The sequence below is a fragment of the Flavobacterium ranwuense genome (assembly GCF_004349315.1).
GTDB lineage: Bacteria > Bacteroidota > Bacteroidia > Flavobacteriales > Flavobacteriaceae > Flavobacterium > Flavobacterium ranwuense.
In genome coordinates, this window is the sequence record NZ_SMLH01000004.1 from 180,113 (window position 1) to 203,857 (window position 23,745).

A 23,745-nucleotide genomic window follows, 5' to 3' on the forward strand; every position below is an offset into this window, starting at 1 on the left:
AGTCAAAACTAGACAAACAAATTAATCAGAATTATTTTCTATTTTGGTAAACCATATAAATGGTGGATTATGAAGATAAATAAAATAAAAATTGAAAATTTTAGACTTTTAAAAAACTTTCAATTAGATCTAGAAAATGAATTATCATTGGTTATTGGTAAAAATAATTGTGGGAAGACTTCTTTATTGGCAGTATTAGATAAATTCTTAAATCAGTCAGATAAAACTAAATTTTCATTTGATGATTTTAATATAGATTTTAAGAATGAAATTAAAGCATTAGTTGAGAATCCTTCCGAAAACGATGATATTTTTGAGCAAAAAGGCATCAAATTAAAACTATTTATTGAGTACAATGAAGAAGATAATTTATCTAATGTTTCAAGGGTAATGATGGATTTAGATCCAAATAATAACTTTATTGTTTTAGGCTTTGAATACGTTCTTGATTTCGAAAAATTAAATAAATTAAGAATTGATTATAATGAATTCGCAAAAAAAGAAGCATTAAAAATTAGAAAGAAAAAGGATGATGAATCCAAGTCGTTGAAAGATTTATTTTATTTTTTAAAAGCAAATCATCAAGAATACTTTGTGTTCGCTAGAAAATCGATTGAGTTTGATTTAAGTACTAATGAAGAAAATGAATTGAATTTTATCGATTTGATAAAAGAAAAAATTAGCATTAAGGAAATAATTAATTTTAAATTTATTAGGGCTAAACGTGATGTTTCTAACAAAGAAGCTGATAAAACGTTATCAATTCAAACATCAAAAATTTACACAAAGACAGAAGCAAGTGATGAACAGCAAGAGGCAATCGATGACTTTAAAGACAAATTAAGTGATACAGATTTTGTATTAAGTGATATTTATTCAAATCTATTTAAAAATGTAATTGAAAAAGTCAAAATATTCGGTGGTGTCAAAAAAGATGATTCAATTATTGAAATAGTTTCAACATTGCAGCATCGTGAGTTACTTGAAGGCAATACAACAGTTATGTATAATCATAATGAAAGTTCATTGCCAGAACATTACAATGGTCTTGGGTATATGAATTTAATAAGTATGATATTCGAAATTGAAATCCTTATTCAAGATTTTAAGAATAGTAAAGATGAAAAACCTTCGGATATAAATTTGCTATTTATTGAAGAACCGGAAGCGCATACTCATCCACAGATGCAATATGTATTTATTAAAAACATCAAAGAATTATTAAAACAAGGAATTAAAAGAGATGATGGTCAAAGTGGCGAATTGCAATCAATAATTAGCACACATTCTTCTCATATTGTTTCTGAAAGTAATTTTGATGATATTAAATACTTAAAAAAGAATGGCAATAATTCTGTAATCGCAAAAAACTTAAAAGAATTAAAAGAAGAATATAAAACAAATACCAAACAGTATGAATTTCTAAAACAATACCTTACAATCAATAGAGCCGAGATATTTTTTGCTGACAAAGCAATATTAATTGAAGGAGATACAGAAAGAATTTTGTTTCCAACTTTGATGAAAAAATATGATATTGAAGAAGAAAAAAAACATAAAAGCCTTGGAACCGTTGATAATTCACTTCCTCTTCTTTCTCAAAACATTTCAATTATAGAAGTTGGGGCATATTCTCAAATTTTTGAAAAATTCATAGAATTTATTGGCATAAAAACTTTAGTTATTACGGATTTAGATACTATTGGATTAGATGATAAAAAATGTGAGCCCTCAATTGGAGTTAACTATTCTAATGATGCTTTAAGCTTTTTCTTTAATAATCCGACATTAATTGATTTAAAAGGTTTTACTATTCAAAATAAGACTTTTAGTAACACTACTGGTTTATGGAATGTTGATGGTAATGGTAAACTATGTGTTGTTTATCAAATACTAGAAAATGGATTTAATTCTCGCAGTTTTGAAGACTCCTTTATTCATTTAAACAGAGATTTTATTACCCCAATAAAAAATGAATTTAAAGGCTTGAAAAATCGTACTGATTTTGATAATACAGCAAATAATGCTTATCAATTAGCTGAAAATTGTATTAATAAAAAAACTCATTTTGCTTTGGATATATTATATCATAGCAACGATGATTTTAGTAATTGGCAAATACCAGGATATATAAAAGAAGGATTGTTATGGTTGAAACAGGATTAGTTTTAGAAAAAAAAGATGAGTTTCAAGAAATTATGGAACACATCCGAAATGGAAATAACTTTCTTTTAAGTGGTGGAGCTGGAAGCGGAAAAACTTATTCTCTTGTACAAGTAATTAAACAAGTAATTGAAGATAATCCAACTTCTAAAGTTGCTTGTATGACATATACCAATGCAGCTGTTAAAGAGATTGAAGAAAGGGTAAATCACGATAATTTGAATGTTACCACCATACACGATTTTCTTTGGGACAATATCAAGCATTTTCAAAAAGAGCTTAAATCTACATTGGTAGAATTAATAAACGATGTAAATGAAACAAAAATAAAAATTGATAATGAAACTGTGTTGCCGGATTATTTCAATAGTTTAGACGGCGATATTCAATACAAAGAATATTTACGCCTTAAAGAAGGTATTATTTCTCACGATGAATTATTAATTATTGCCAACAGTATGTTTCATAGTTTTCCAAAACTATGTGATATTTTAAAAGATAGATACCAATTTATATTTATTGATGAATATCAAGATACTCACAAAGAAGTAATTGAAATATTCCTTACGCATTTAAATCAAAGTAAAAAGAAAAATATAATTGGCTTTTTTGGTGATGCAATGCAATCTATTTATCCAGATGGTATAGGTAATTTAGATGATTATAAAGGTACTGATGCCGAAAAGGTAAAAGAAGTTAAGAAAGAGCAAAACAGAAGAAATCCAAAATTGGTGTATGAATTAGCGAACAGATTACGAGTTAATTCCGATGGTTTGGTTCAAACTCATTCCGATGATAATAATGCACCCAACATGTCGGATGGAACTGTAAAAGATGGTAATATAAAATTTGCTTATTCAAATGATGGTAATTTACAAACTTTTAGAGATTATCTAGGCTGGGATTTTTCAGATTCAAAACAAACAAAAGAATTGAATTTAACCCATAATCTAATTGCAGGAAAAGCAGGATTTAGAGGTTTAATGGAAATATACGATCGTGATAGAATTATTGAATTAAAAAATAAAATTACAAAGAAAATCAAAGAAGATAATATTGAAATTTCTGATGATGCAACATTTGGTGAAGTCATTGATCAAGTCAATTTAACTGTAAATCCTTCGACACAAATTGGAATGTTTATTGCTCAAAATAATGATTTATATACAGCTGCAAGGAATTATAAATTTTCAGATTTTAGAAAAATATATTTGGAAAAAGACCAATTATTAGATGATAAAAAACAGGATAAAGAGGATGAAAATAAAAAAGGGTCAAAAAGAGATCATTTAATAAAACATCTTTTTAAAATTCAAAATATTATTTCATTATATCAAAACAAAAAGTATAATGAGTTTTTAAGAATTACTGATTTCAAATATAATTTTAATAGCATTGAACAAAAGCGATTACTACAAAAAAATATAAATGAATTAATTAATGTTGGAGATAAAACAATTGAACAAATAATTACAGAAGCTAATGAAAAAGGTATTTGTCTTATTGATGATAATTTACTAAAATTTATAACTGAGAAGAAATATGTTTATAATCGAGTAAAAAATATAAAATTTACTGAATTTCAAAAGCTATATGATTATTTAGAAGGTGCTACACCATTCTCAACACAACATAAAACAAAAGGCGATGAATTTAGCAATGTATTAGTTATTCTAGATAATGGTAAATGGAATGATTATAACTTTGAATATTTGTTTTTAAATACTGGTACACTGAGTGTTTTAGAAAGAACTCAAAAAATATTTTACGTTTGTTGTACACGAGCAAAAGATAATCTAGGAGTTTACTATCATAATCCTAAACCAACTGTTATTGAAAAGGCAAAAGAATTATTTGGAGCTGACAATGTGGTTTGTTTAGATTAATAGAAGTGTAATAATTAATTAAAAAGGAGTTCGATAATAATGACTAAATCAGAAGAATGGGCGTATAATTTATGTAGAGATTCTTTTTTCTCATTATTTAGCTTTGTGAATCCTATTGGTAAAAAAGGAAAAGAGCTTTGCGATGTTATTATTATTTGTGACAAGGATATAGTATTGATATCAGTAAAAGAAATTAATATTAATCTAACTGGCAACTATGAAGTTGATTACAACAGATGGAATACACGAGCAATTGAAGATTCTGTAAAACAACTCAATGGAGCAGAACGCTTTCTAAATACCGTTTCTTCGTTTAAATTGAAAGGTTCAGAGGAAGATATAGAATTACCAATAGAAAAAAACTTTTTCAAAATTGCTTTAGTAATTGGAGGAAGAGGCAAATTTCCTATTCTAGAATCTATTAGAAATAATGGATATGTAAATATAATGGATGAAGTCTCGTTTCATTCAATTACTTTGGAACTTGATACAATAACAGATTTTATTAGTTATTTAAGAGAAAAGCAAACCAAACTATCAAATGTTCATTTTACGGGTAATGGAGAAGAAGATTTGTTAGCTTACTATTTATTCAATGAATTTAATTTTCCAGACAAAACATATTTAATTTTTGATGAAGGATTATATAAAAGCCTCAAAAAAGATAAATTTTTTATTAAAGAAAAAGAGGAAAAACAAGAAAGTTATAAATGGGATTTCATAATTAATCATTCAGCTCAAAATCATTTTGCACAAAACGGTTATAATACCAAATCTTTAAATAGTTTGATGAAAGCGTATGAGATAATGGCGCAAGAAACAAGATTTGAAAGAGTAAAATTAATAAACAATTTAAATGAGGTAATTAAAACTAATATCAGGGCAAGAATTTATTTTTCGCCCACATTTAATCACGTTATTTATGTGTTTATTTCTGGGAAATTTAATAATCCAAAAGAAAGATTAAAAGAATTGGAGATTAGGTGTATGGTCGCTGCCTTTTTAATGAATAAATCGGCTGTTGTAATAGGTATTGCTTGGGAAATTCAAAAAGATACAGAAGTATATGATGTAGCATACCATAATTACAATAATATATGGAATGATAAGTTGGATAAATCCTCATTAATTGCAATTAATGAACTTGAGTATTTTAAAAAACATTATGACCAAATAATCTTGAACAGATAGTAAAATAGTATCATTGGAAAAAGAAACAGAAAATATAAGAACGATTGAAACCGTATTAAATCTTGATACAGGACAGATAATTTATGCGAATACTTTTTTGGAATTAGGTGACCATATTGTTTTTCCTTACAGAGAAAAATGTCAAGATGCTTATAAGAAAAAAAGAGAACCATTTCTTGTTTGTGATACTTGTGGTCAAATGGTACAAATAAGTGGCGGAAAAGGTGTAAAAGGAAAGATTAAATACTTTAAGCATTTAAAAGACAGTAATGATTGCCCAATTAAGACCGATACAAAATTATCCCGAGAAGACATTTTAAGAGGGAAATTTAATGGTCAGCAAGAAGGAGCTTTACATATTGAAACCAAAAATCTTATTTATGATTTTTTATGCCTAAATAAAGAAACTAAAGGAGAGATTTCGTTTGCTAAACCAGAAATGGTGAACAAAAGTGAACGAAATTATCTTGAATGGAAAAAGCCCGATATAACTTCCGTATTTAAAGAAAAGAAATTAGTTTTTGAAATTCAACTTGCAACTACTTTTTTAGATGTAATATGTGAAAGACAGCATTTCTACAAAGAAAATAAGACTTTTATAATTTGGGTTTTTAAGAACTTTGAAATAGAAGCAGATAAACAACGATTTACTCAAAAAGATATATTCTATTCAAATAACAGAAATGCTTTTATTTTAGATCAAGAAGCAATTAATTTGTCCAACATTAATAATGATTTATTTCTATTATGCCAATATCAAAAGCCTAAATCTAACGTAGAAAACATTGAGTATGAATGGGAAAGTAAATACATAAATTTAAACGAATTAACTTTTGACGAAGCTTCTTATAAAGTTTATTATTTTGATGTTGATAAAGCAGAAAATAAAGTTAAATTAGAAATTGATAAGAAAATTTTAGAACGAAAAGAAGCGGAAAGACTAATTAACGAAGAACAGAAAAAAATAAGATTACAAGAAATTGAAAGACAAAAGCAACACGAAAAAAATAAAACTGAAAGACAAAAAGCAATAGATGAAGAACAACTTGATTATGAAAATAAAAATGCTTTGTTCTTTGAAAGATTAAAATTGAATCATAGTAATTTAAGCCCTTTGCAAATTATATTCAAGTCAGAATTAAATGAAATACACACAAAAATTGATGAATTATTTAGAAACAGTTATACCCCAACAAAAAAAGATCTAAATTTCCTTATAAGTGAATATAAAATCGAATTGGATAATTATAAAACATCCTATCGAAACTCAATTCTATATTTTTTGTCATTAGCAGTAATTTACACAAAATTAAAAGACAATTTAGATTGCTTAAAACACTTATCAAAAATTGAAAGAGTATTGATTGCGGTTTTATCTATCAAAGAAAAAAAAGTAATTGGTTATAGTTTCAAAACTTTAGTAGAAATACCAAACTTTTATTTTAATCCAAAAGGTAAAATTGGGTTTGCACATATAATTTTAGAAGCAATTAATACTTACTATGGATTAGATAATTTTTTAAGAATTGAAGATAAAAAAGGGAATTTTAAAAGAAAATTAGAGGAGTATAATATTACTAATCCTATTAAGGAGGTAAGTTATAATCCAATAATTTCAAGTATATTCAAAGATTTAAAATTTGAAAATGACACATATTAAATATGAATACTTTTATTAATCTAACAGCTCAAAAATCTAAAGGTATTGATTACAGTATTTATAAAAATGCTCGTCAATTAAGAAAAGATGCATTGCTCATTGCAGAAAACAACAAATCCTTTGCTAGTGGTACTTCTTTACTTATTTTAAGCTCCGAAGAAGCAATCAAATCAATCTTGGTATTATTGCATAGTCAAGGTTATAAAACCTACCTTATAAAAGATGCTAAAAAGTTTTTTACAGATCATAGAGTTCGGCATCAATTGGCACAATTAATAGAATTGTCAATCGGTGTTCTAGAAAGTTTTGATAAAAAGGAATCTAATAAACCGGTTACTTTATTAAAAACAAAAAGTGACTTTTGGAATGGACTAGTAAATGGAATATTAGAGATTGCTTTGGCAAGCAAACCATTACTAAATTCGGTAGAAAGAGTAAAAAAGCTAACCGAATTCGACGATAAAAAGAATCAGGGTTTTTATGTCGATTTCAGAGATAGGTTATTAATTCCACAAATAGAAATAACAAAAACCGAATTTATAGAAACTAAAGTGGTTGTGGATAGAATCTTTAGGTTTTACAAAGGATTAAAAATTTTGTTCCATCCTAATATTAAGAATCATTACAAAGAAGAAAATATAGAAATTTTAAAAAATCAATTAAGAGTTTTTATTGATGGAGCCTTAAAGGATTATTCTTTTGAAAAAAATAAATTATGAAGAATGAAAATAATTTTAAATTAATAGCAATTAGACCTTTAAAAAATTGTAATAAGAGATTTTTAAAGAATTTGAAAGCTGGTAATATCTATAAGTTTTACAACGATTATACATTTTTAAATATAGATAAAAATGAGGTAATTGGATTTGAAGAAGTCTTCAATATAGATCATATACAAACAATTCCAGAAGATTTATATCATATTAAAACAGCAGATGGAAAAAAAATAGATGTTAATATTTCTGCGATTGTTGGAAATAATGGTTCTGGAAAAAGTAGTCTATTGGAATTACTATATTCACTTTGCTATGTAATTGCAACAAAGAAAGGAATTATTGAAGATGTTGAAAAATTAAACACCTATATCAATAATCCAAAAACTGATCATAATTTATTATTTAATAAAATTAATAATCTTCAAGGAGTTTTAGATGACTTACAAGTTGAAATCTTTTATGAAATTAACAACGAATTTTTCGCAATTAAATATGAAAAGCAACTAATATATCATAAAATAGTAACCCTTGAATCAGAATACAATGAATATTTTGAAGATAAATTTTATTTAAAAAATGAAGTAATAAAGAGAAAATTTAGATTTATATATGACAAATTATTCTTTTATACTATTTCAATAAATTATTCATTGTATGGCTTAAATACTGAAAGTGATAATGATTGGCTTTTTGATTTATTTCATAAGAACGATGGTTATCAAACTCCTTTGGTAATTAACCCTTTCAGAAAAAAAGGAAATATTGATGTGAATTCGGAGTACCATTTAGCTCAAACAAGACTGATGTCTAATCTTATGGATAATTCATTTAAAGTCAAAGGAATTGTAAATGGTAAAAAAATTGATTCAATATTATTTGAGCTTGATTTCGGTAAATTTAATCAACTTGGGGCATTAACTATCGACAATGTTATCGAAACTTTCAAAAAAGACTATGGAATGAGTGATAATAATTTTATCACAAATGTATATAATGCACTATATAGAAATAAGGAAGATAGAATTAAGGAAATTAATATTCAAGAAGTAAAACACTTTGATATTTTAAGTAAATATGTTTTTAGGAAAGTTTTTAAGATTGCAATGAACTACGATGAATACAAAGGTTTTTATGAAATTCCAAAAGAAGGTAAGCCAATACCTAAATTCAGAAGTTTTTTTGAACAAATTTTAAAATTAAGCGACGATAGAAGTCATATAACCCTTAAATTAAGACAGATTTTAAATTGCATTAGATTTAATACTTTAAATGAAGATTTATTATATAAATGGAAAATTAAAGATGATGACTATGAGAAAAGTGTAAATAAGATTAAAAAACATTACTTTGAAATTAAAACGACTGATTTTATAGAAAGAATAGAAAAAATTAAAAAGTCAAACCCTAATTTTGAAATTAGCGAACTCATCCCAGCATCTTGTTTTATTCCTTATTTAAGAATAGAGAATAGTATTTCTAATAATTCTATTTCAGATTTTAAAATATTGAGTTCTGGGGAACAGCAATTTATACATTCTATTCAATCAATTCTATATCATATAATAAATATTAATTCAGTATTCAAAAGTAAAAATGAAAAAATAAAATATAATTTCTTGAACATTGTTTTAGATGAAATTGAGCTTTATTTTCATCCAGAATTCCAAAGAAAGTTTATTTCTGAATTATTAGAAGGAATAAAGAGCCTTAACATAAAAAACATTAATGGTATAAATATTTTATTTTCAACTCACTCTCCTTTCATTCTCTCGGATATCCCACATCAAAATATTTTAAAATTATGTAATGGTGAAAATTTAAAGTTCGACTCTGATTACAAAACTTTTGGAGCAAACATTCACGATTTATTAGCAAATGATTTTTTTATGAAAGATGGGTTTATGGGAGAATGGGCAAAGAAAAAGATTGAAGAAGTTATTGTTTTTCTGAATTTTAAATATTTTGAAAAAAGAATACAAACAAATGGAGAAGAAAGTTTAACGAACTTTGAAATAGAAGAATTTAATCAATTAAAAAATCAAATTGGACATACAGAAAAATCTAGTATAAAAATCGATTTTGATTATTGTAATAATTTCATAAATTTAATAGGAGAACCAATTATTAAATATAAATTAAAATCAATGATGGAAGATGTGTATGAAGTTGAATTCAAAGAAAAAACTGCAAAAGAGAAAATTTTTGAAATCGCAAAACAGGCAGGTTTAAATATAAATTTCAATTAGAGTATTATGCTTCATTTAGATAGTAATAGTTTAGAAATAAGTAATGCAAGAATTCAACATTGGAACTTTTTTTCTTGTAGAACTTCCAAAAAAATAACTGGTATTAATTGTGCAACTGTAAATTGTAAAGTATGTAGTTCAACAAAATCTCATAATTTTAAGTCATTACCTGTTATCCACACCAATCTAACCCATTATTTGAATAATGAAATACTAGAGAAAATAATTTGTGGAGTACCTTTAATTTTAGAATTAATCAATAATGATTTATTTTCAAATGTGCTTTCAATTGCTGATAATAATCTATTAAATAACTATTTTACTGCTACTAAAACCGAAAAAACAGATGCTAGATTTAAAACCATTCACGAATTAGTTTTTGATATAGAATCGATTTTTAACTACAAATACTTTATAGGTTTAGAGCCTAATAAAAGTTTATATTCCGCTTATAATTTAGCAGAAAATTTAAACCGGATATCTTGTACCTATTGTAATAGAACCTACACAACAACAATGTGTTCCAGTAAGGGAGAAAAATTAATGAGACCTCAATTTGACCATTGGTTTCCTAAATCCAAGTATCCATTATTAGCAATATCTTTCTATAATCTAATACCAAGCTGTAATACTTGTAACAGTTCAGTAAAAGGAGATATTGTATTAGAATTGCAGAATCACGTTCATCCTTACTTAAATTCAAATCAAAATGAAGATTTTGAGTTTAATTATATTTATTCAAAAAGACTAGATAAGTATAAAGTTTATATTGCAAATAAAAATTCAGCTAGTAAGACTTTCAACACTATAAAAACATTAAAAATAGATAATATGTATAATGCTCATATTGACGAATTAAAAGATTTAATTAAAATAAAGCAACTTTATTCAGACACCTATATTCAAAAGATAAAAGCTTTTTTTCCAAAAGTAATGATTAGTGATGATGAAATTTTTCGTTTACTTTTTGGAACTGAATTGAATAATATAGATTTTCATAAACGACCGTTAAGCAAATTTAAAAGTGATATTTTAAAAGAATTAGGCATAATAAAATAATGCTAATAGTAATCAATACAGATAATAAGATAAATAATTTTTATAAACTTATTAGGAATTGAAAAGCAAAAAGTCTATTTCTTAATATTCCAATTGATTATTTGTATTCGTTTAGAAAAAAATACTAAAGTTCTCGTTTAGCAAGATGATTAATTTAATTGCATTAGAAAAGGAATTGAGGATAAAAGAAAATAAGTTGAACTTATATTTCGTAACAGAGAATATATACTGAATTATTTATATTTTTATACTTTTTTATTTATACGATGATTTTATGAAAAAGCATACAACAAAGCTTACTTCGAAGAGTATAGAAGGTAGTGGATTACCATCAGACTATAAAAAAGCAATAGCTGAATATATTTGGAATGGTTTTGATGCAGATGCTTCAATAATAAACATAAATTATGATGCAAATGAAATTGGATTTATAAATAATTTTTCTATTTCAGATAATGGTTCTGGAATTAATATTGAAAACATTTCCGAAACTTTTGGAAATTTTATGGTTTCAATCAAAGCAAACTCATTTTCAGAAACAGGTTTTATAAAAGGCAAAAAAGGTAAAGGAAGATATTCATTTTCAACTTTTTGTAATAAAGCAACTTGGAATACTACATTTCTTTCGAATAAGGGAGAGTTTCTTAATTATAATATCGAAATCAATAAATCAGATATTCAGGATTTTTCAACTTTAGATACAATTGTTTCAAAAAAGAAAGCAACTGGAACTAATGTAACTTTTGAAAGCTTTTATTCATTGACTGGAGATTTATTAGAAGATGATGGATTTGAAAAATATCTGTCTAGCGAATTTGGTTGGTTTTTATACCTAAATCTTGAAAAGAACTATAAAATTAATATCAATGGTATTCCGTTAGATTACTTTTCCATTATAGCAGAAACTGAAAATAAAGATCTAATAATTGGTAATTTAACTTTCAAGGTTAGTTACATTAGATGGAATGAAAAAATAGGGGACAAATATTACTACTACTTTTTAAATAGTAGTAAAAAAGAAACCTATAAAAAACACACTTCTTTTAATAATAAAGCTGTTGATTTTCATCATTCAGTATACATTGAAGCAATTTATTTTGATGATTTCAAAATCACAAAAAATGACCAACCAGCATTTGAATTCTCTGGAAAAAATCAATCCGATAGTACCTTTAAAGTTTTAGTAGAATTATTAAATGAATTTGTTTCGGAAAAAGAAAAAGTATTTATTAGAGATGAAAAAGCAAATGAACTAATTGATAAATTTAATAAAAATAAAGTATTCCCTGAATTTAAGAATAATCCATATGAGCAATTTAGAAAAACAGATTTAGAGACTGTTATTAAAGAATTGTACAGTGTTCAGCCAAAAATTTTTCAAGGCTTAAAAATTGCTCAAAGTAAAACCATAGTTGGTTTTTTAAATTTATTATTGGATACCGAACAAAGAGAAAGCGTACTTGACATTATTGATAATGTAGTTAATCTAACAGATGATGAAAGGTATGAACTCTCAAAAACTTTAAAGAAAACTAAACTTTCACATATTACAACTTTGATTAAATTTTTAGAGAATAGATTTAATATTGTTCAAATTTTAAAAACATTAATCTATGATTTAGAAAAATTCACAAACGAAAGAGAGCATATTCAAAAAGTAATTGAAGATAATTATTGGCTTTTTGGCGAGCAATATCATTTAGTCTCAGCTGATAAAAACTTTGAAATTCTTTTGAATAACTACTTTAGTCATTTAGAAATTAAAAACACCACCCCTGAAATAATTGAAACTAAAGAAAAACTAAAAAGGCCTGATATTTTTATATGTAGAAAATCAGATGTTCCAGATCCAAACAGCAATGACTTAACCATTGAAGAGAATATAATTGTTGAATTAAAAAGACCGAGTGTCATTATTGGTAATGAACAATTTCAACAAGTTGAAAGATATTTGAGAATTATTATCGAGGAAGAGCGTTTTAATAGTTCATATAGAAATTGGAAGTTTATTTTAGTAGGCAAAAAAGTTGATAGTTATATTACAGATTTATATGAAAATCAAAAAATAAAAGGGAAAAATTTTTTAGTTCAATCGATAAGAAATTACGAAATATATGCAATGACTTGGGATGATTTGTTTAAGTTATTTGAAATAAAACACAAACATTTAATTAATAAATTAGATTTTAAAGAATTTGTAATTGATGGTTTGGAACAAAAAGGCATTCAATTAAACAAAGACGCATCTGATGAGTTAACAAAAATCGCAATAAATGGGCAATTAAATTAGCCCTATTTTACAAATAATTATTTAGAATATCAAATGCTCAACCCAACCGAAATAAAATCAATAGTAAGCTCTGGAGAAGGATTTAATGCCGAATTCAAAGTAAACCTACCAACCAATTTAAAAAGTATTACCGAAGAAGTATGCGCTTTTGCAAATGCTTCTGGTGGCGTTGTGTTAATTGGTGTTGATGATAAAAATATAATAAAAGGTGTTACTCTTGATAATTCCAAGCGTTCTGCAATACAAAACTCTATCGGGGAAATTTCACCACCATTACAATGTGAATTCTACATTGTTGATGTTGAGGGTAAAAATGTTGCAGTTATTGAAGTGCCGTCTGGTCAAAACAAGCCTTATGTTTTATCAGGTGCAATTTATGTGCGCCAAGGTCCAAATTCTCAAAAACTTACAACGGTTGAAGAAATGAGAAACTTTTTTCAGCAAGCTGAAAAAATATATTTTGATGAAGCTTCTTGCAAAGAAATTGACATCAAAAAAGATATTCCAAAAGAAAATATTGACACATTCCGATTTGAAGCAGGATTAGTAAATAATACTTCAGACGAGCAAGTTTTTAGTAATTTAAAGTTGATTAGTAATGAGGGATATTTAAAAAATGGTGCTGTTTTATTTTTTGCCAAAGAACCGGAACGCTTTTTTGAAAAAGCAGTTATTCGCTGTGTAGCTTTCGATGGTTTAGATAAAAGATACATTATTGACGATAAAATAATGACCGGCACACTATTTCAACAATACCAACAAAGTATGATTTGGCTTAAATCTAAACTAAATGTGCGATATGATATTGAAAGCGAAGGTGGAAAAGCAAGAAAAGAATTATGGGAAATTCCAGAAATTGTTTTCAAAGAAGCCATCATAAATTCACTTGCTCATAGAGACTATTACGATAAAGGCGGAAGAATTACAATTGAATTATTTAATAATCGTGTTGAGGTTACAAACCCTGGCGGATTAGTAAGCTCCATTACAAAAAATGAATTTGGCAAAAAAAGTTCCAGCAGAAATCCTTTAATTTTCGGGTTATTCGAAAGAATGCGATTAGTTGAACAGATTGGTTCTGGCATCAGCAGAATGCGTGATTTAATGAAAGAAGAAGGATTAACACCTCCTGAATTTAATACCGATGGAATGTTTACAGTCGCTTTCAGACGACCTTTTGATTTCCAAATGTGGGTGAATAAGTGGGTGAATAATTTATCAGAAAAACAAATTATAATTTTAAAAGCCATTCACGAAAATTTAGCAATAAAAAAATCTACTTTACAGGAATTGACTGATTTTAGTGCATCTGCCATTGATAAAAATTTAGAAATCCTCAAAAAGGAAGGGTTATTAGAACGTGAAGGCACAAAAGGTGGGGTTTGGATTTTACATTATATTTATCCAAAAGTAAGTGAATAAGTAAGTGAATAAATCATTTTGATAACCCATTATCTCATTCAGCTGCACAAAACTTTCATTTAGTCCAAGTATTCCTAAACTCAAGTCTTTGTTTGCTTCATTTCACTAATTACTTTTGTGATAGCGAGGACATTTTTTTTTCGTTCGGGGGTAAAAGACGTTTTACATTTCATAAGCCACTCCTTTGCCAACGCTCCAAAAGTTTTTGTACGCCCTAGAATGTTTTTATTTCAAAAGAAAATTTAATACTAGTGCAACAAAAACTTTCCCCAAGCTGTGTTACATAATTGAGTATTATAGTTCATCACAAAGTGTTAATATTGTTTTTTTGGTTTTTGCAATGAAGCTATAATATCATTTATGTAAAACAGCCGCCACACCCAACGCGCTTGTGGTTTGCTTCAGGACAACTTTTTGAGCAGCTCCCATCGCATCACCCAGCCGCTCAAAAAACCGTCCTTCGCAAACCACTATCAAGGTACCGAACAACACTTTCTTTTATTTACAAGTATTTATTCCGCAAGAACTTTATAATTGTTTTATCAGCGCTGTGTTGAAATCGGTAGTATTTGCATTGCTTTTGTAAGTGCCGAAAATAGCAAGGAATATTTTCTATAATCTACAACTTTTGTTTATGCTATTTTTGGCACCCACAAAAACCAAAAATGCCAGCAAGAGTGTGATTTTTTATTTGCCAGAAAACAGGAAGTAATTATTTTCACGATGGCCAAGATGCCATAACAATTCCATAGAATATTCTTTAATAATTGGAAATCTAATAATTCCAAGACCGTTTGTGGCATCAAGCCATCATAAAAACAATCAGAAGCATCCTAGTAAACAAATAAAAAACCACACACTTGCCTGCGCTTCTGCCACATCGCACTCGGAATTATCTTTTCATTGTTTTTGTAAGTATTGAAAATCACTTGGAAACTTTTTGCTATAAAATTAAAAAAATCCGTAAAGTGATTTTCAATACCCACAAAATAAAGTCCAAGAAAGAGTATGAATTTTCAAACCAGAAAAATAATTGGAATGGATTTTATATCTCTTTTTTCTGTTTTAAAAATTCATACCCTTTCCGAAGAACATTATCTATTTCATCAACATTTTTCGAATCCGTGTTCGGTAGAAACTTCTCGGTTGAAAGGAAAATAAAAAATAAATAAAAGAAAGTAAAGGTAAGTTCCGGTTTCAAGAAAAGAAAGTTCAAGCCCTACGGGTTTTAGAAAAAATCTCCACCCATCCGGGTAGTATTTTTTCTAAAAAACTTGCTTTTCTTGAAACCTCCACTTGAATGACGACTTTCTTTTTTTCTTTTTTTCTTTTAAAAATTTTATGTGTGGCTTGTGGTAGCAAGGCACATCATCTTAAAAACCGAAAGTATGCCAAACTTTATCATCAAAACGCACCGAAAATACACGTTATACACCAAACCCCATTTATTCATTCTTAACAAAGGGATGAACAGCGGAAAGCCACAAAAAGAGCCATTCACGAACAGTTTTGTTATCATTTTTCAAAATGAAGAAGATTGTGAAAGCATTTATTTTGTAGCATATAGTTTATGGCAAACTAAATTCTGGCATCAATTTTTAGTAGACTCTGTTATTCCGTTTTTACGGCTTCCAGACTTCGTAAAAGAATTTAATCCGAAAGCTAGTTTGATGATGTCAGAACACGAAGAGCATTTAAAAAATGTTGCAACTCTCAAGCTTTTAGAGCAAAAAGAAAAGCAATTTCACGAAAACATAAATCTCATAAATGACTTACGTAGAACCATTTTATATAGGTATTGCAGAAAATAATTATGAACTTAAATCAACACAAATGAAACTATTTATTTTGTACCAAACCGATGTTTGGAAAAGCAAAGCATCAAGAGTATGTTTTGGAGTATTTGACAGCAGATATAAGGCAATTGATAGCGCAAAATACAATAATTTGTATTGTTCTTGCGCTGAAGTAGTAATTGAAGAAGTTACTTTAAACCTTTTTGAAGAAAATTAATTTTTGAACAAAAAAAATGCCCAATCCAATCGGAAAGGGCATTTTGAAGTTTAACCCAAAGGTCACCACAACTAGAGTTAAACTATTTTTTGTGCTTCTTAATAAAGAATTTGAGTGCCAAAGATATTATAAAACTGACAATTGCGCCAACTGAGGCTAATATTACAGTTTTCAAAACATCTTCCGAATGCAGATTCGGCAAAACACTTAAAAATGTACCGCCTGCGGTACCAATTACAGTTGAATTACTGTGTTGCATCGACTTTTCCTGTTGTGGTTGTCAATTGGCTAACCGCCGAAATAACACCGCCAGCAACAGCCAAATAACCTCCGATAGAAGTCAGCACAACTGGCAAAGCGATTGGCGCAGCTAAAATTGTTCCGCCAACGGCAGCCAATGCCAAACCAATATTTCGAAGCACTTTGAAAAATTTTGGTGTTGGAGCTTTCGCTCTTTTTATTACATTCATAATTGATGAATTAAAGATTTGACAATCAATTCAACACTTTCTTCTTTATCCAAAGCTTTATAAACCAATTCTTTTAATTTGGCAAAAGCTTTTCGAGACATAAGACCTAAACCTGGTCCAGAAAGTTTTGTTACTGGAGCAATACAACCATTCAATTCTTGTAAAGCATTATTAGCATGATGAAATAAAATTAAACTTCTATTTTTTACATCCAAAACCTCCAAATGCCATTGAAATTTCTTGCTGTATCGCTTTTTTATAAAATATTTCCCTTCCGGAATGCAGGAAACTTTCGTTTCGTTTTTCTTCCAAGGTAATTCAATGGTTTTACAAATCAATTTACCCTCGCATTCGAGTTTACCGTTAGTTCCATCAGGGAAATAAGTTCTGGATAGTACCAAAATCATCTTACAATCCGCTTACTTGCACCAATGCCAATGGATTATAAGAACCATTTTTCAAAGGATACATTCTACCATTGACCTCTTGATAAAACTCAACTCCAAGAGCTAAAAACAAAGGTTTTGTACTGTTAGGAGTTACCGCATTCAAATGATTGATAGCAACAGTTGGAGTCATATCCCATGGAAGAATGGCAGTTTCAGAATTTGTAGTAACGAAAACTTCTGCTTCAAAATCAATTTCAGCCCCAGCTGATATAATTTTAAAATGGGTAGTTCCTCCTGGAGCTGCAATCATATTGGCAGGAATAAACGATGCCAAATCAACCGTGATTTCGCCAGCGACTCTATCAATCGCCCCAATAAAAGGAGCAAATAGGGTAGTTCCCAATTTTCCACCGATATTGAACTCAAAGCCTACTAACAATTCCGCTTCACCATCAATCACATTACGCAATCCACGTTCATTAACCAAATCCGCTTGGATCACTTTGACCATAGATTGGGTAAGTCTGCCCACCATTCTGCTGTCGGCAGAATTCAAAAGCAAAGTTCTTAATGCCGTTCTCAAAGTTTTTCCGGCCTTCCCGGCTCTTCCAAATTCGGAACCATTCTCACGTGTTCTCTGGAACGCTGGATCGTTCGCAATTCTGTTCGCATCGACTCCGCCTTTCTCTCGAGCCAAATGTCCATCTTTGGTTTTATAAAAAGTAATATCCCCGATAGTACCTTTCAATTTAATTATGCCTTTCTGTCTTGCCATAATTTCTAAAATTTAGATTAAAATTTATTTTTCAAATCCTTAAATCATCTTTTCCGTTGCAACATCTTCCGATTGATTTTAAAACAAATTTTAGCCAATTAAAGCGAATAAAAAAGCACTCACTATTCCATATGTCACAAAGTGACATAAATGACTTAAATCGACATAAATACCTGTTTACAACCATCAGAAAACATAGTAAATTGCGATAGTAGATTATATTTAAGAAAAACTTATATTTATATAATCTTAAAATTTAGCGCATGGTAAGTTCAAGCTAATCAAAGCCTAGTCAAAACTACAGATAGAGTATGAATATTGAAAAACAGAGAGTTTGCATCTATCCAAAGGACATACAGCGCATAACAGGAAAGAGTTATCGCCAAAGTACACGATTGATGCAAAAGGTTAAAAACGACCTCAAAAAACTCGAGAATGAGTTTTTAACGATTGATGAGTTTTGTTTGTATGCAGGAATAAAATACGAACAAGTGGCTCACTTGATTTTTGGCTGAAAACTAAAAAATCAAAAAAGGAAAATATTATTTCCAAGCATCATCAACCTGTTTAATAACTAGTTCATTATTTAGTATGAATTTATTGCATATAGATTTGGTCAATCCCTTATTAATCAGTAAATTTACATTATAAGATTTAGTGATATTTGTAACCGTTTAAAGGAGCAAAATCGAGACCCTTCTGTTTTAGACTAATGTATTTCATTATATATCAGCGCATTAGAGATTAAGTTCTAATCCCTCATCGCCCACCACCTATTTTAGGAATGATATTATAAAATTCCACAATCTTACTAAAAACCTGCAAATTTCGGATTTGCAGGTTTTTTTATTTATACCTGTTTTCTCCAAAATTTTCAAAAACGCTCAAAATTACATGGCATTTTTATGGCACTTTTAAATTTAGAAAAAATGTGCCACAAAATAAAGGTTAAATCATTGATAACCAACATGTAAAACACGTTAACGACTTGATTTTTAGACGCTATAATTCGACATTTACTAATTTAAATTGTTGAATTATGTTAGAAAGCAGTTTTGGATTAACCTTCTTTTTGAAGGTTCCACGAAAAAAAAGCAATCTTAGGTATATTTACCTAAGAATAACCGTTGATGGAATTCCTAAGGAAACTTCTACCAAACGTAAATGGGATATTACCAGATGGGATCAAAAAGCAGAAAGAGCTATAGGTACAAAAGAAGATGCCAGGACCATTAATTTTTTTCTTACTACAATTGATACTAAAGTCAACCAGTACAGAAATGATTTAGTTTATGCGGAACGTTCTATTACATCTCAAAAAATAGTAGACTTTATTATGGGACGTGTAGCCCCAAAAGTAAAAGTCCTTGAAGAATTCCTTAATCATAATAACGAATTACGTGCCCTTGTGGATAAAGGCGAGTATGCCATTGGAACACATGAACGTTTTGAAATATCCAAAAAACATATAAAAGAATTTTTATTATTCAAATTCAACTTGGAAGACATGGAATTCCGGGACTTGAATTACGAATTTATAAAAGATTATGAATTTTATCTTAAAACAGTAAAGAGTTGTAATAACAATACTGCTTTAAAGTACATTACAAATTTCAGGAAAATTGTAAGGCGGGCACTTGATAAGGAAATTATCAAGGAAGATCCTTTTAAGAAATTTAAAGGGAAAAAGACAAAAACAAAGAAAAAACCACTAACAGCAGTTGAATTGCATAAGATTGAGAATTATACTTTTTCTACTCCAAGATTGACTGTTATACGTGACGTATTTATCTTCCAATGTTACACCGGTCTGGCTTACATTGATGCGTTTCAACTTAAGAAAGAAGACATCAAGATAGGCATTGATGGCGAATACTGGATTATGTCTGATCGCCAAAAAACAGAATCAGAAACAAATATTCCATTATTGCCCAAGGCTCTTGAAATTATAGAAAAATACAAAGACCATCCGCTTTGTCTTAGTAGAAGAAGTGTTCTTCCAGTGAAGTCAAATCAAAAAATGAATGAGTATCTAAAAGAAATTGCTGATCTGTGTGGGATAAATTGTGTATTAAATACCCATAAGGCAAGACGGACTTTTGGCAGTACAGTTACACTTGCTAATGATGTACCAATTCATATTGTGAAAGAAATGCTCGGGCATCGATCGGTACAACAGACAGAAGAATATGCAATTACCGAGCAGCAGACGGTTGGCCGGCAGATGATTGAATTAAGAAATAAATTAAATAAAAAAGCATCCTTCGAACCTGAGGATAGCTTAATAATTTTGGAAAGACTTGAAAAAGAAATCGCATTAATGAGAGAAAAGATTTTTATTAGTCTATAGTGATGATTGAATGGCGCTTTACTGAAAAACACGTATTAATACGTACATATACATCTAAAAAAAACCTTAGGTTTATCCTTAACTGATTTAGATAAGATCATTTTTACTAAAACACAGCAATAATAATAAATACCTGCTAATAGGGATTGTCAATAAATAAAAGAGTACACTATTTAATATTAAACAACCAATACCTTATACACAATGGCTACACAGAAATTTACTTACACTATAAAGCATCCTGCGGGTATCGCGGTAACGCTTTTTAGTATTAATTACAAACCTCACTTCAAAGAAACATTGGATAAGAACAAGGAATATAGTGACGGTACCTATATTATAAAAGGCGATCTTGAACTGACAAGTAGCAAAAGTTCGATTTCAGTGCGTATTGAAGTCGTCGGAGAACCAAATTTAAAATTCAGTTATAATATCAAGTTTAATAATAAAGCTGTATTTCCAGAAGATGTTGAGCTAACCACAAGTACAGAGGGCGTATTGAACGACACTCGTAAAAATATTCCCACATCATGAGATGCTTTCTTATTCTACTTTGTATTAGTATTGGCACAATAGTGTACGGACAGGGACTTACTAAGAACGCTGATGGGGAAAGTACCGTGATTATGCACGGAGCTAATATTGGCATTGATATTGGAAAAACTGAGCTTAGTTTTAGTTTCAACAATCTTCAGAATGCGATTGGAGAAGATCGTGAGCCAGTTTATGGCGTTAGTGTGAAAGGGGGAAACAAAGAAGGAATCTCCAGCCTATTTAAAAAGGGAGAGTTCATACCAGCAGCTTCCCTTGATGCAATACTTGGGTATTCTTTCTCCAATGGCTCGAAAGCCAGTTATAATCAAGCCATAGATGATATTTCTGTACGACAGGAAAAATTCGAGAAAGGATTTGAAAAAGCGCTACCTGAAAGAATAAAAAAACTAGTTATAAATAGTGAGCTCACTACGGAAAAGAAGGCAGCTCTGATAGATGTTATACCAAGTGTAGCGTCCGTTGAGAGTACAGAAACGAAATTTCACAAATTGCTTGAAAGTGACGATGCTACAGAACATAGTGAGCTCCTGAAGATAAAAGCCGGCATGGTCCTAATCAAGAAGGAATATTTAGATCGCACTAATGCTTATGATGATGAAAGGGCTAAAGTATATGAATCAGCTCTTACGGAATATTGGCAGTTCATCTTTTTCTCTTATGGCGGAATACAGGGTAGTGAATTTAAGAGATTCGAGACCTTTAATACTGAAGATTTATCAAAAAGCTTTATTGATGAAAGCTTCAGAGGCGGTAAATTCGGAGGGGGAATAAATGCTCAATGGCGCTTTTTACGGCTTGGTTTTACCTATGGCTACTTAAAGACTAATAATTTTTCATTGCTGACCAAAAAAGAATATACCCTTAAAAAAACTGTAAGCAACAATGAACAAAGTATTACAGAAGAAAAGAAAATAACGGCTTATACTGGAACTTATGGAGAGGTTGAGGTCAATGAACTTAATTTGGATCTTATTGTCAACCTCAGACTGGATGCAAAAGCTAAAAGTCATGTGCTTATAAACCCGTATTTACGTACTCAGTTGATGTCGAGAAATGCACTAGTGCTTCCCAATTCGACAAATATTGGCCTTGGATTTTATTTCTTCAAGGATTCTGGCAAGTTTTTAGGTGGATTTTATACAGAACTGCCCGATGTAAACAATAACTATGAAAAAGCAAAGCCAGAGGCTGACCGTAATTTGAGGGCACCATTGGAACGGATGACTTTCGGTATTGTTGGTAAATTTACACTAAATACCATCCTTAAGTAGCAACAGAATGGTATCTGGTCTCGTAGGAACATTATTCCTGATCATCAGGAACTAAGATAATGTCAAAGAGATCACTTTGGTAATATTCTGTGTTCACTTTTGTAAAAAAGATATAAAAAGAGCCATAAAGTTTGTAAACAGACTTTTATGGCTCTATCAGTAATTCTACTTTGCTTCTATATCCAGGATGATATGAAGGTGTATACCTGACATATCCCATTTCTTGCAACTGCTTAAAATACTTATGGTATGTTGGCAGTGTACGAATATGCGCCAGCGCCATGATTTTACTCCTACTTACATGTATCGTTCTTTTTTGACCCTGCCGATATCCTAAATACAGAATAGCACTTAGCAAGGAAAAATGCCAGACATTCAACCTGTTGTCATTTTCAAATACAGCTAAGTAATCTAATAGTTCATTTAAATCCATGACTATTAGTCTTCGTTAAACAGTTTAATTAGATCCTCTTTATTATAGTAATAAGAACCTAATACTTTCTTGAACCGCACTTTCCCTGTTACCCTTAAATTTTGCAATGATCCTGGTGACATATCCATCAATTTTCTAACTGCTCGGCTTTTGAGCCATTCTGGGTGAATATTTTCTTTCTCCCTTAGTTGAGCATCTTCCATTATCTTACGGATATCATTTATCAAGAGCAAGCCAAATTGCCGCAAATCATCCTTCGTTAAAATATCACTCATCATCTACCTCTTTTTGAATTAAATTCTGCAATACCAATTTATTTTGGTTATGCAATAAAATTAATTAACGACTATACGTTCTTATAATGAATGTCTTTTTTTGGAATTATTTGGCTTGTTATGTCAAATTAATATTTTTCAACTTGAACCTGCAATTGAAATGACATGATAGCAATCATGAAATATATAGTGCATATCCCATTCGGATACCCGCTGCAGATAGTTTTTTTGTCAAGTTACAAAATCACTTCGTATGGGTCCGAATAAAGAGACTTTCGATCTGCTAAAAAAAAAGAGGTGCTGAAGATGAAGTAGAAGAATGCCTTTGACTATGCTTTGGTAAGAGATGCACAGCAGATGGATACCACCAAAGGCATATTGTTTTGGAAATACTACGCCGTGACAGGCTACTATCAGAATGTACGTAATTACAAAGAAAATAAAGCCAAACTGCAAAATTATTGTAAGGGGCGGGCACAGCTAAAGTCCTAAAAGGCTTTGAACTGTATACCTCTTTTACAACAGACGCAGCGGAAATCTAAACCTTAATTAAATAGCTATAGGCTATCGGGGATTGAGGT

Annotated in this window: 18 protein-coding genes; 14 read left to right on the forward strand and 4 right to left on the reverse strand. The window is 29.3% G+C overall.

Annotated features, from left to right (window positions below):
* Positions 1-69: 69 nt before the first annotated feature.
* The 11 genes from E0I61_RS09085 (at position 70) to E0I61_RS09135 (ending at position 16,646) form a co-directional block, all read left to right on the forward strand.
* Positions 70-2,166 carry an AAA family ATPase gene (locus E0I61_RS09085; RefSeq protein WP_132070843.1) on the forward strand — a complete coding sequence of 699 codons (2,097 nt, stop codon included), beginning with the start codon at positions 70-72 and terminating at the stop codon, positions 2,164-2,166.
* Positions 2,148-4,049 carry a UvrD-helicase domain-containing protein gene (locus E0I61_RS09090; protein ID WP_132070844.1) on the forward strand — a complete coding sequence of 634 codons (1,902 nt, stop codon included), beginning with the start codon at positions 2,148-2,150 and terminating at the stop codon, positions 4,047-4,049. The genes E0I61_RS09085 and E0I61_RS09090 overlap by 19 nt, the downstream gene beginning before the upstream one ends.
* Before the next feature lie 39 nt (positions 4,050-4,088).
* Positions 4,089-5,240, forward strand: coding sequence for a hypothetical protein (locus tag E0I61_RS09095; protein WP_132070846.1), 1,152 nt, complete (start codon positions 4,089-4,091; stop codon positions 5,238-5,240).
* Between the two features lie 13 nt (positions 5,241-5,253).
* Positions 5,254-6,900 carry a DUF6035 family protein gene (locus E0I61_RS09100; protein ID WP_132070848.1) on the forward strand — a complete coding sequence of 549 codons (1,647 nt, stop codon included), beginning with the start codon at positions 5,254-5,256 and terminating at the stop codon, positions 6,898-6,900.
* Positions 6,901-6,902: 2 nt separating this feature from the next.
* Complete coding sequence (locus E0I61_RS09105) at positions 6,903-7,619, forward strand: AbiV family abortive infection protein (RefSeq protein ID WP_132070850.1); 717 nt, start codon at positions 6,903-6,905, stop codon at positions 7,617-7,619.
* On the forward strand, positions 7,616-9,862 hold the full coding sequence (locus E0I61_RS09110) for an AAA family ATPase (RefSeq protein WP_132070852.1): 2,247 nt from the start codon (positions 7,616-7,618) through the stop codon (positions 9,860-9,862). The genes E0I61_RS09105 and E0I61_RS09110 overlap by 4 nt, the downstream gene beginning before the upstream one ends.
* A gap of 6 nt (positions 9,863-9,868) precedes the next feature.
* Positions 9,869-10,921 carry a hypothetical protein gene (locus tag E0I61_RS09115; protein ID WP_132070854.1) on the forward strand — a complete coding sequence of 351 codons (1,053 nt, stop codon included), beginning with the start codon at positions 9,869-9,871 and terminating at the stop codon, positions 10,919-10,921.
* A 274-nt stretch (positions 10,922-11,195) separates the two neighbouring features.
* A complete protein-coding gene (locus E0I61_RS09120) occupies positions 11,196-13,211 on the forward strand; it encodes an ATP-binding protein (protein WP_132070856.1) in 2,016 nt (671 codons plus the stop codon).
* 33 nt (positions 13,212-13,244) lie between these two features.
* Positions 13,245-14,633, forward strand: a complete 1,389-nt coding sequence (locus E0I61_RS09125) for an ATP-binding protein (protein WP_132070858.1) — start codon at positions 13,245-13,247, stop codon at positions 14,631-14,633.
* 1,388 nt (positions 14,634-16,021) lie between these two features.
* Positions 16,022-16,444: a DUF6943 family protein gene (locus E0I61_RS09130; protein WP_132070860.1), complete on the forward strand. Its 423-nt coding sequence runs from the start codon at positions 16,022-16,024 to the stop codon at positions 16,442-16,444.
* Between the two features lie 22 nt (positions 16,445-16,466).
* Positions 16,467-16,646, forward strand: coding sequence for a hypothetical protein (locus tag E0I61_RS09135; RefSeq protein ID WP_132070862.1), 180 nt, complete (start codon positions 16,467-16,469; stop codon positions 16,644-16,646).
* Positions 16,647-16,891: 245 nt separating this feature from the next.
* On the opposite strand, the gene E0I61_RS09145 is transcribed toward E0I61_RS09135, so the two are convergent.
* Genes E0I61_RS09145 through E0I61_RS09155 form a run of 3 tightly spaced genes read right to left on the reverse strand, consistent with a single transcriptional unit; the run spans position 16,892 to position 18,280 of the window.
* On the reverse strand, positions 16,892-17,116 hold the full coding sequence (locus E0I61_RS09145; protein WP_132070864.1) for a hypothetical protein: 225 nt from the start codon (positions 17,114-17,116) through the stop codon (positions 16,892-16,894).
* Complete coding sequence (locus tag E0I61_RS09150; protein WP_132070866.1) at positions 17,113-17,523, reverse strand: DUF5675 family protein; 411 nt, start codon at positions 17,521-17,523, stop codon at positions 17,113-17,115. The genes E0I61_RS09145 and E0I61_RS09150 overlap by 4 nt, the downstream gene beginning before the upstream one ends.
* 1 nt (position 17,524) lies before the next feature.
* The gene (locus E0I61_RS09155) at positions 17,525-18,280 is read right to left on the reverse strand and encodes a hypothetical protein (RefSeq protein ID WP_132070868.1); all 756 of its coding nucleotides are present in this window, start codon (positions 18,278-18,280) and stop codon (positions 17,525-17,527) included.
* Positions 18,281-19,319: 1,039 nt separating this feature from the next.
* Here E0I61_RS09155 and E0I61_RS09165 point away from each other — a divergent pair.
* From E0I61_RS09165 to E0I61_RS09175, 3 genes are all read left to right on the forward strand, one after another.
* Entirely contained in the window at positions 19,320-20,630 is a 1,311-nt protein-coding gene (locus E0I61_RS09165; RefSeq protein ID WP_132070870.1) for a site-specific integrase, read from the forward strand.
* Positions 20,631-20,834: 204 nt separating this feature from the next.
* On the forward strand, positions 20,835-21,164 hold the full coding sequence (locus tag E0I61_RS09170) for a hypothetical protein (RefSeq protein WP_132070871.1): 330 nt from the start codon (positions 20,835-20,837) through the stop codon (positions 21,162-21,164).
* A gap of 41 nt (positions 21,165-21,205) precedes the next feature.
* On the forward strand, positions 21,206-22,456 hold the full coding sequence (locus tag E0I61_RS09175; RefSeq protein ID WP_132070873.1) for a hypothetical protein: 1,251 nt from the start codon (positions 21,206-21,208) through the stop codon (positions 22,454-22,456).
* Between the two features lie 438 nt (positions 22,457-22,894).
* Here E0I61_RS09175 and E0I61_RS09185 read toward each other — a convergent pair whose 3' ends face one another.
* Positions 22,895-23,167, reverse strand: a complete 273-nt coding sequence (locus E0I61_RS09185) for a DNA-binding protein (RefSeq protein ID WP_235832093.1) — start codon at positions 23,165-23,167, stop codon at positions 22,895-22,897.
* Positions 23,168-23,745 lie beyond the last annotated feature (578 nt).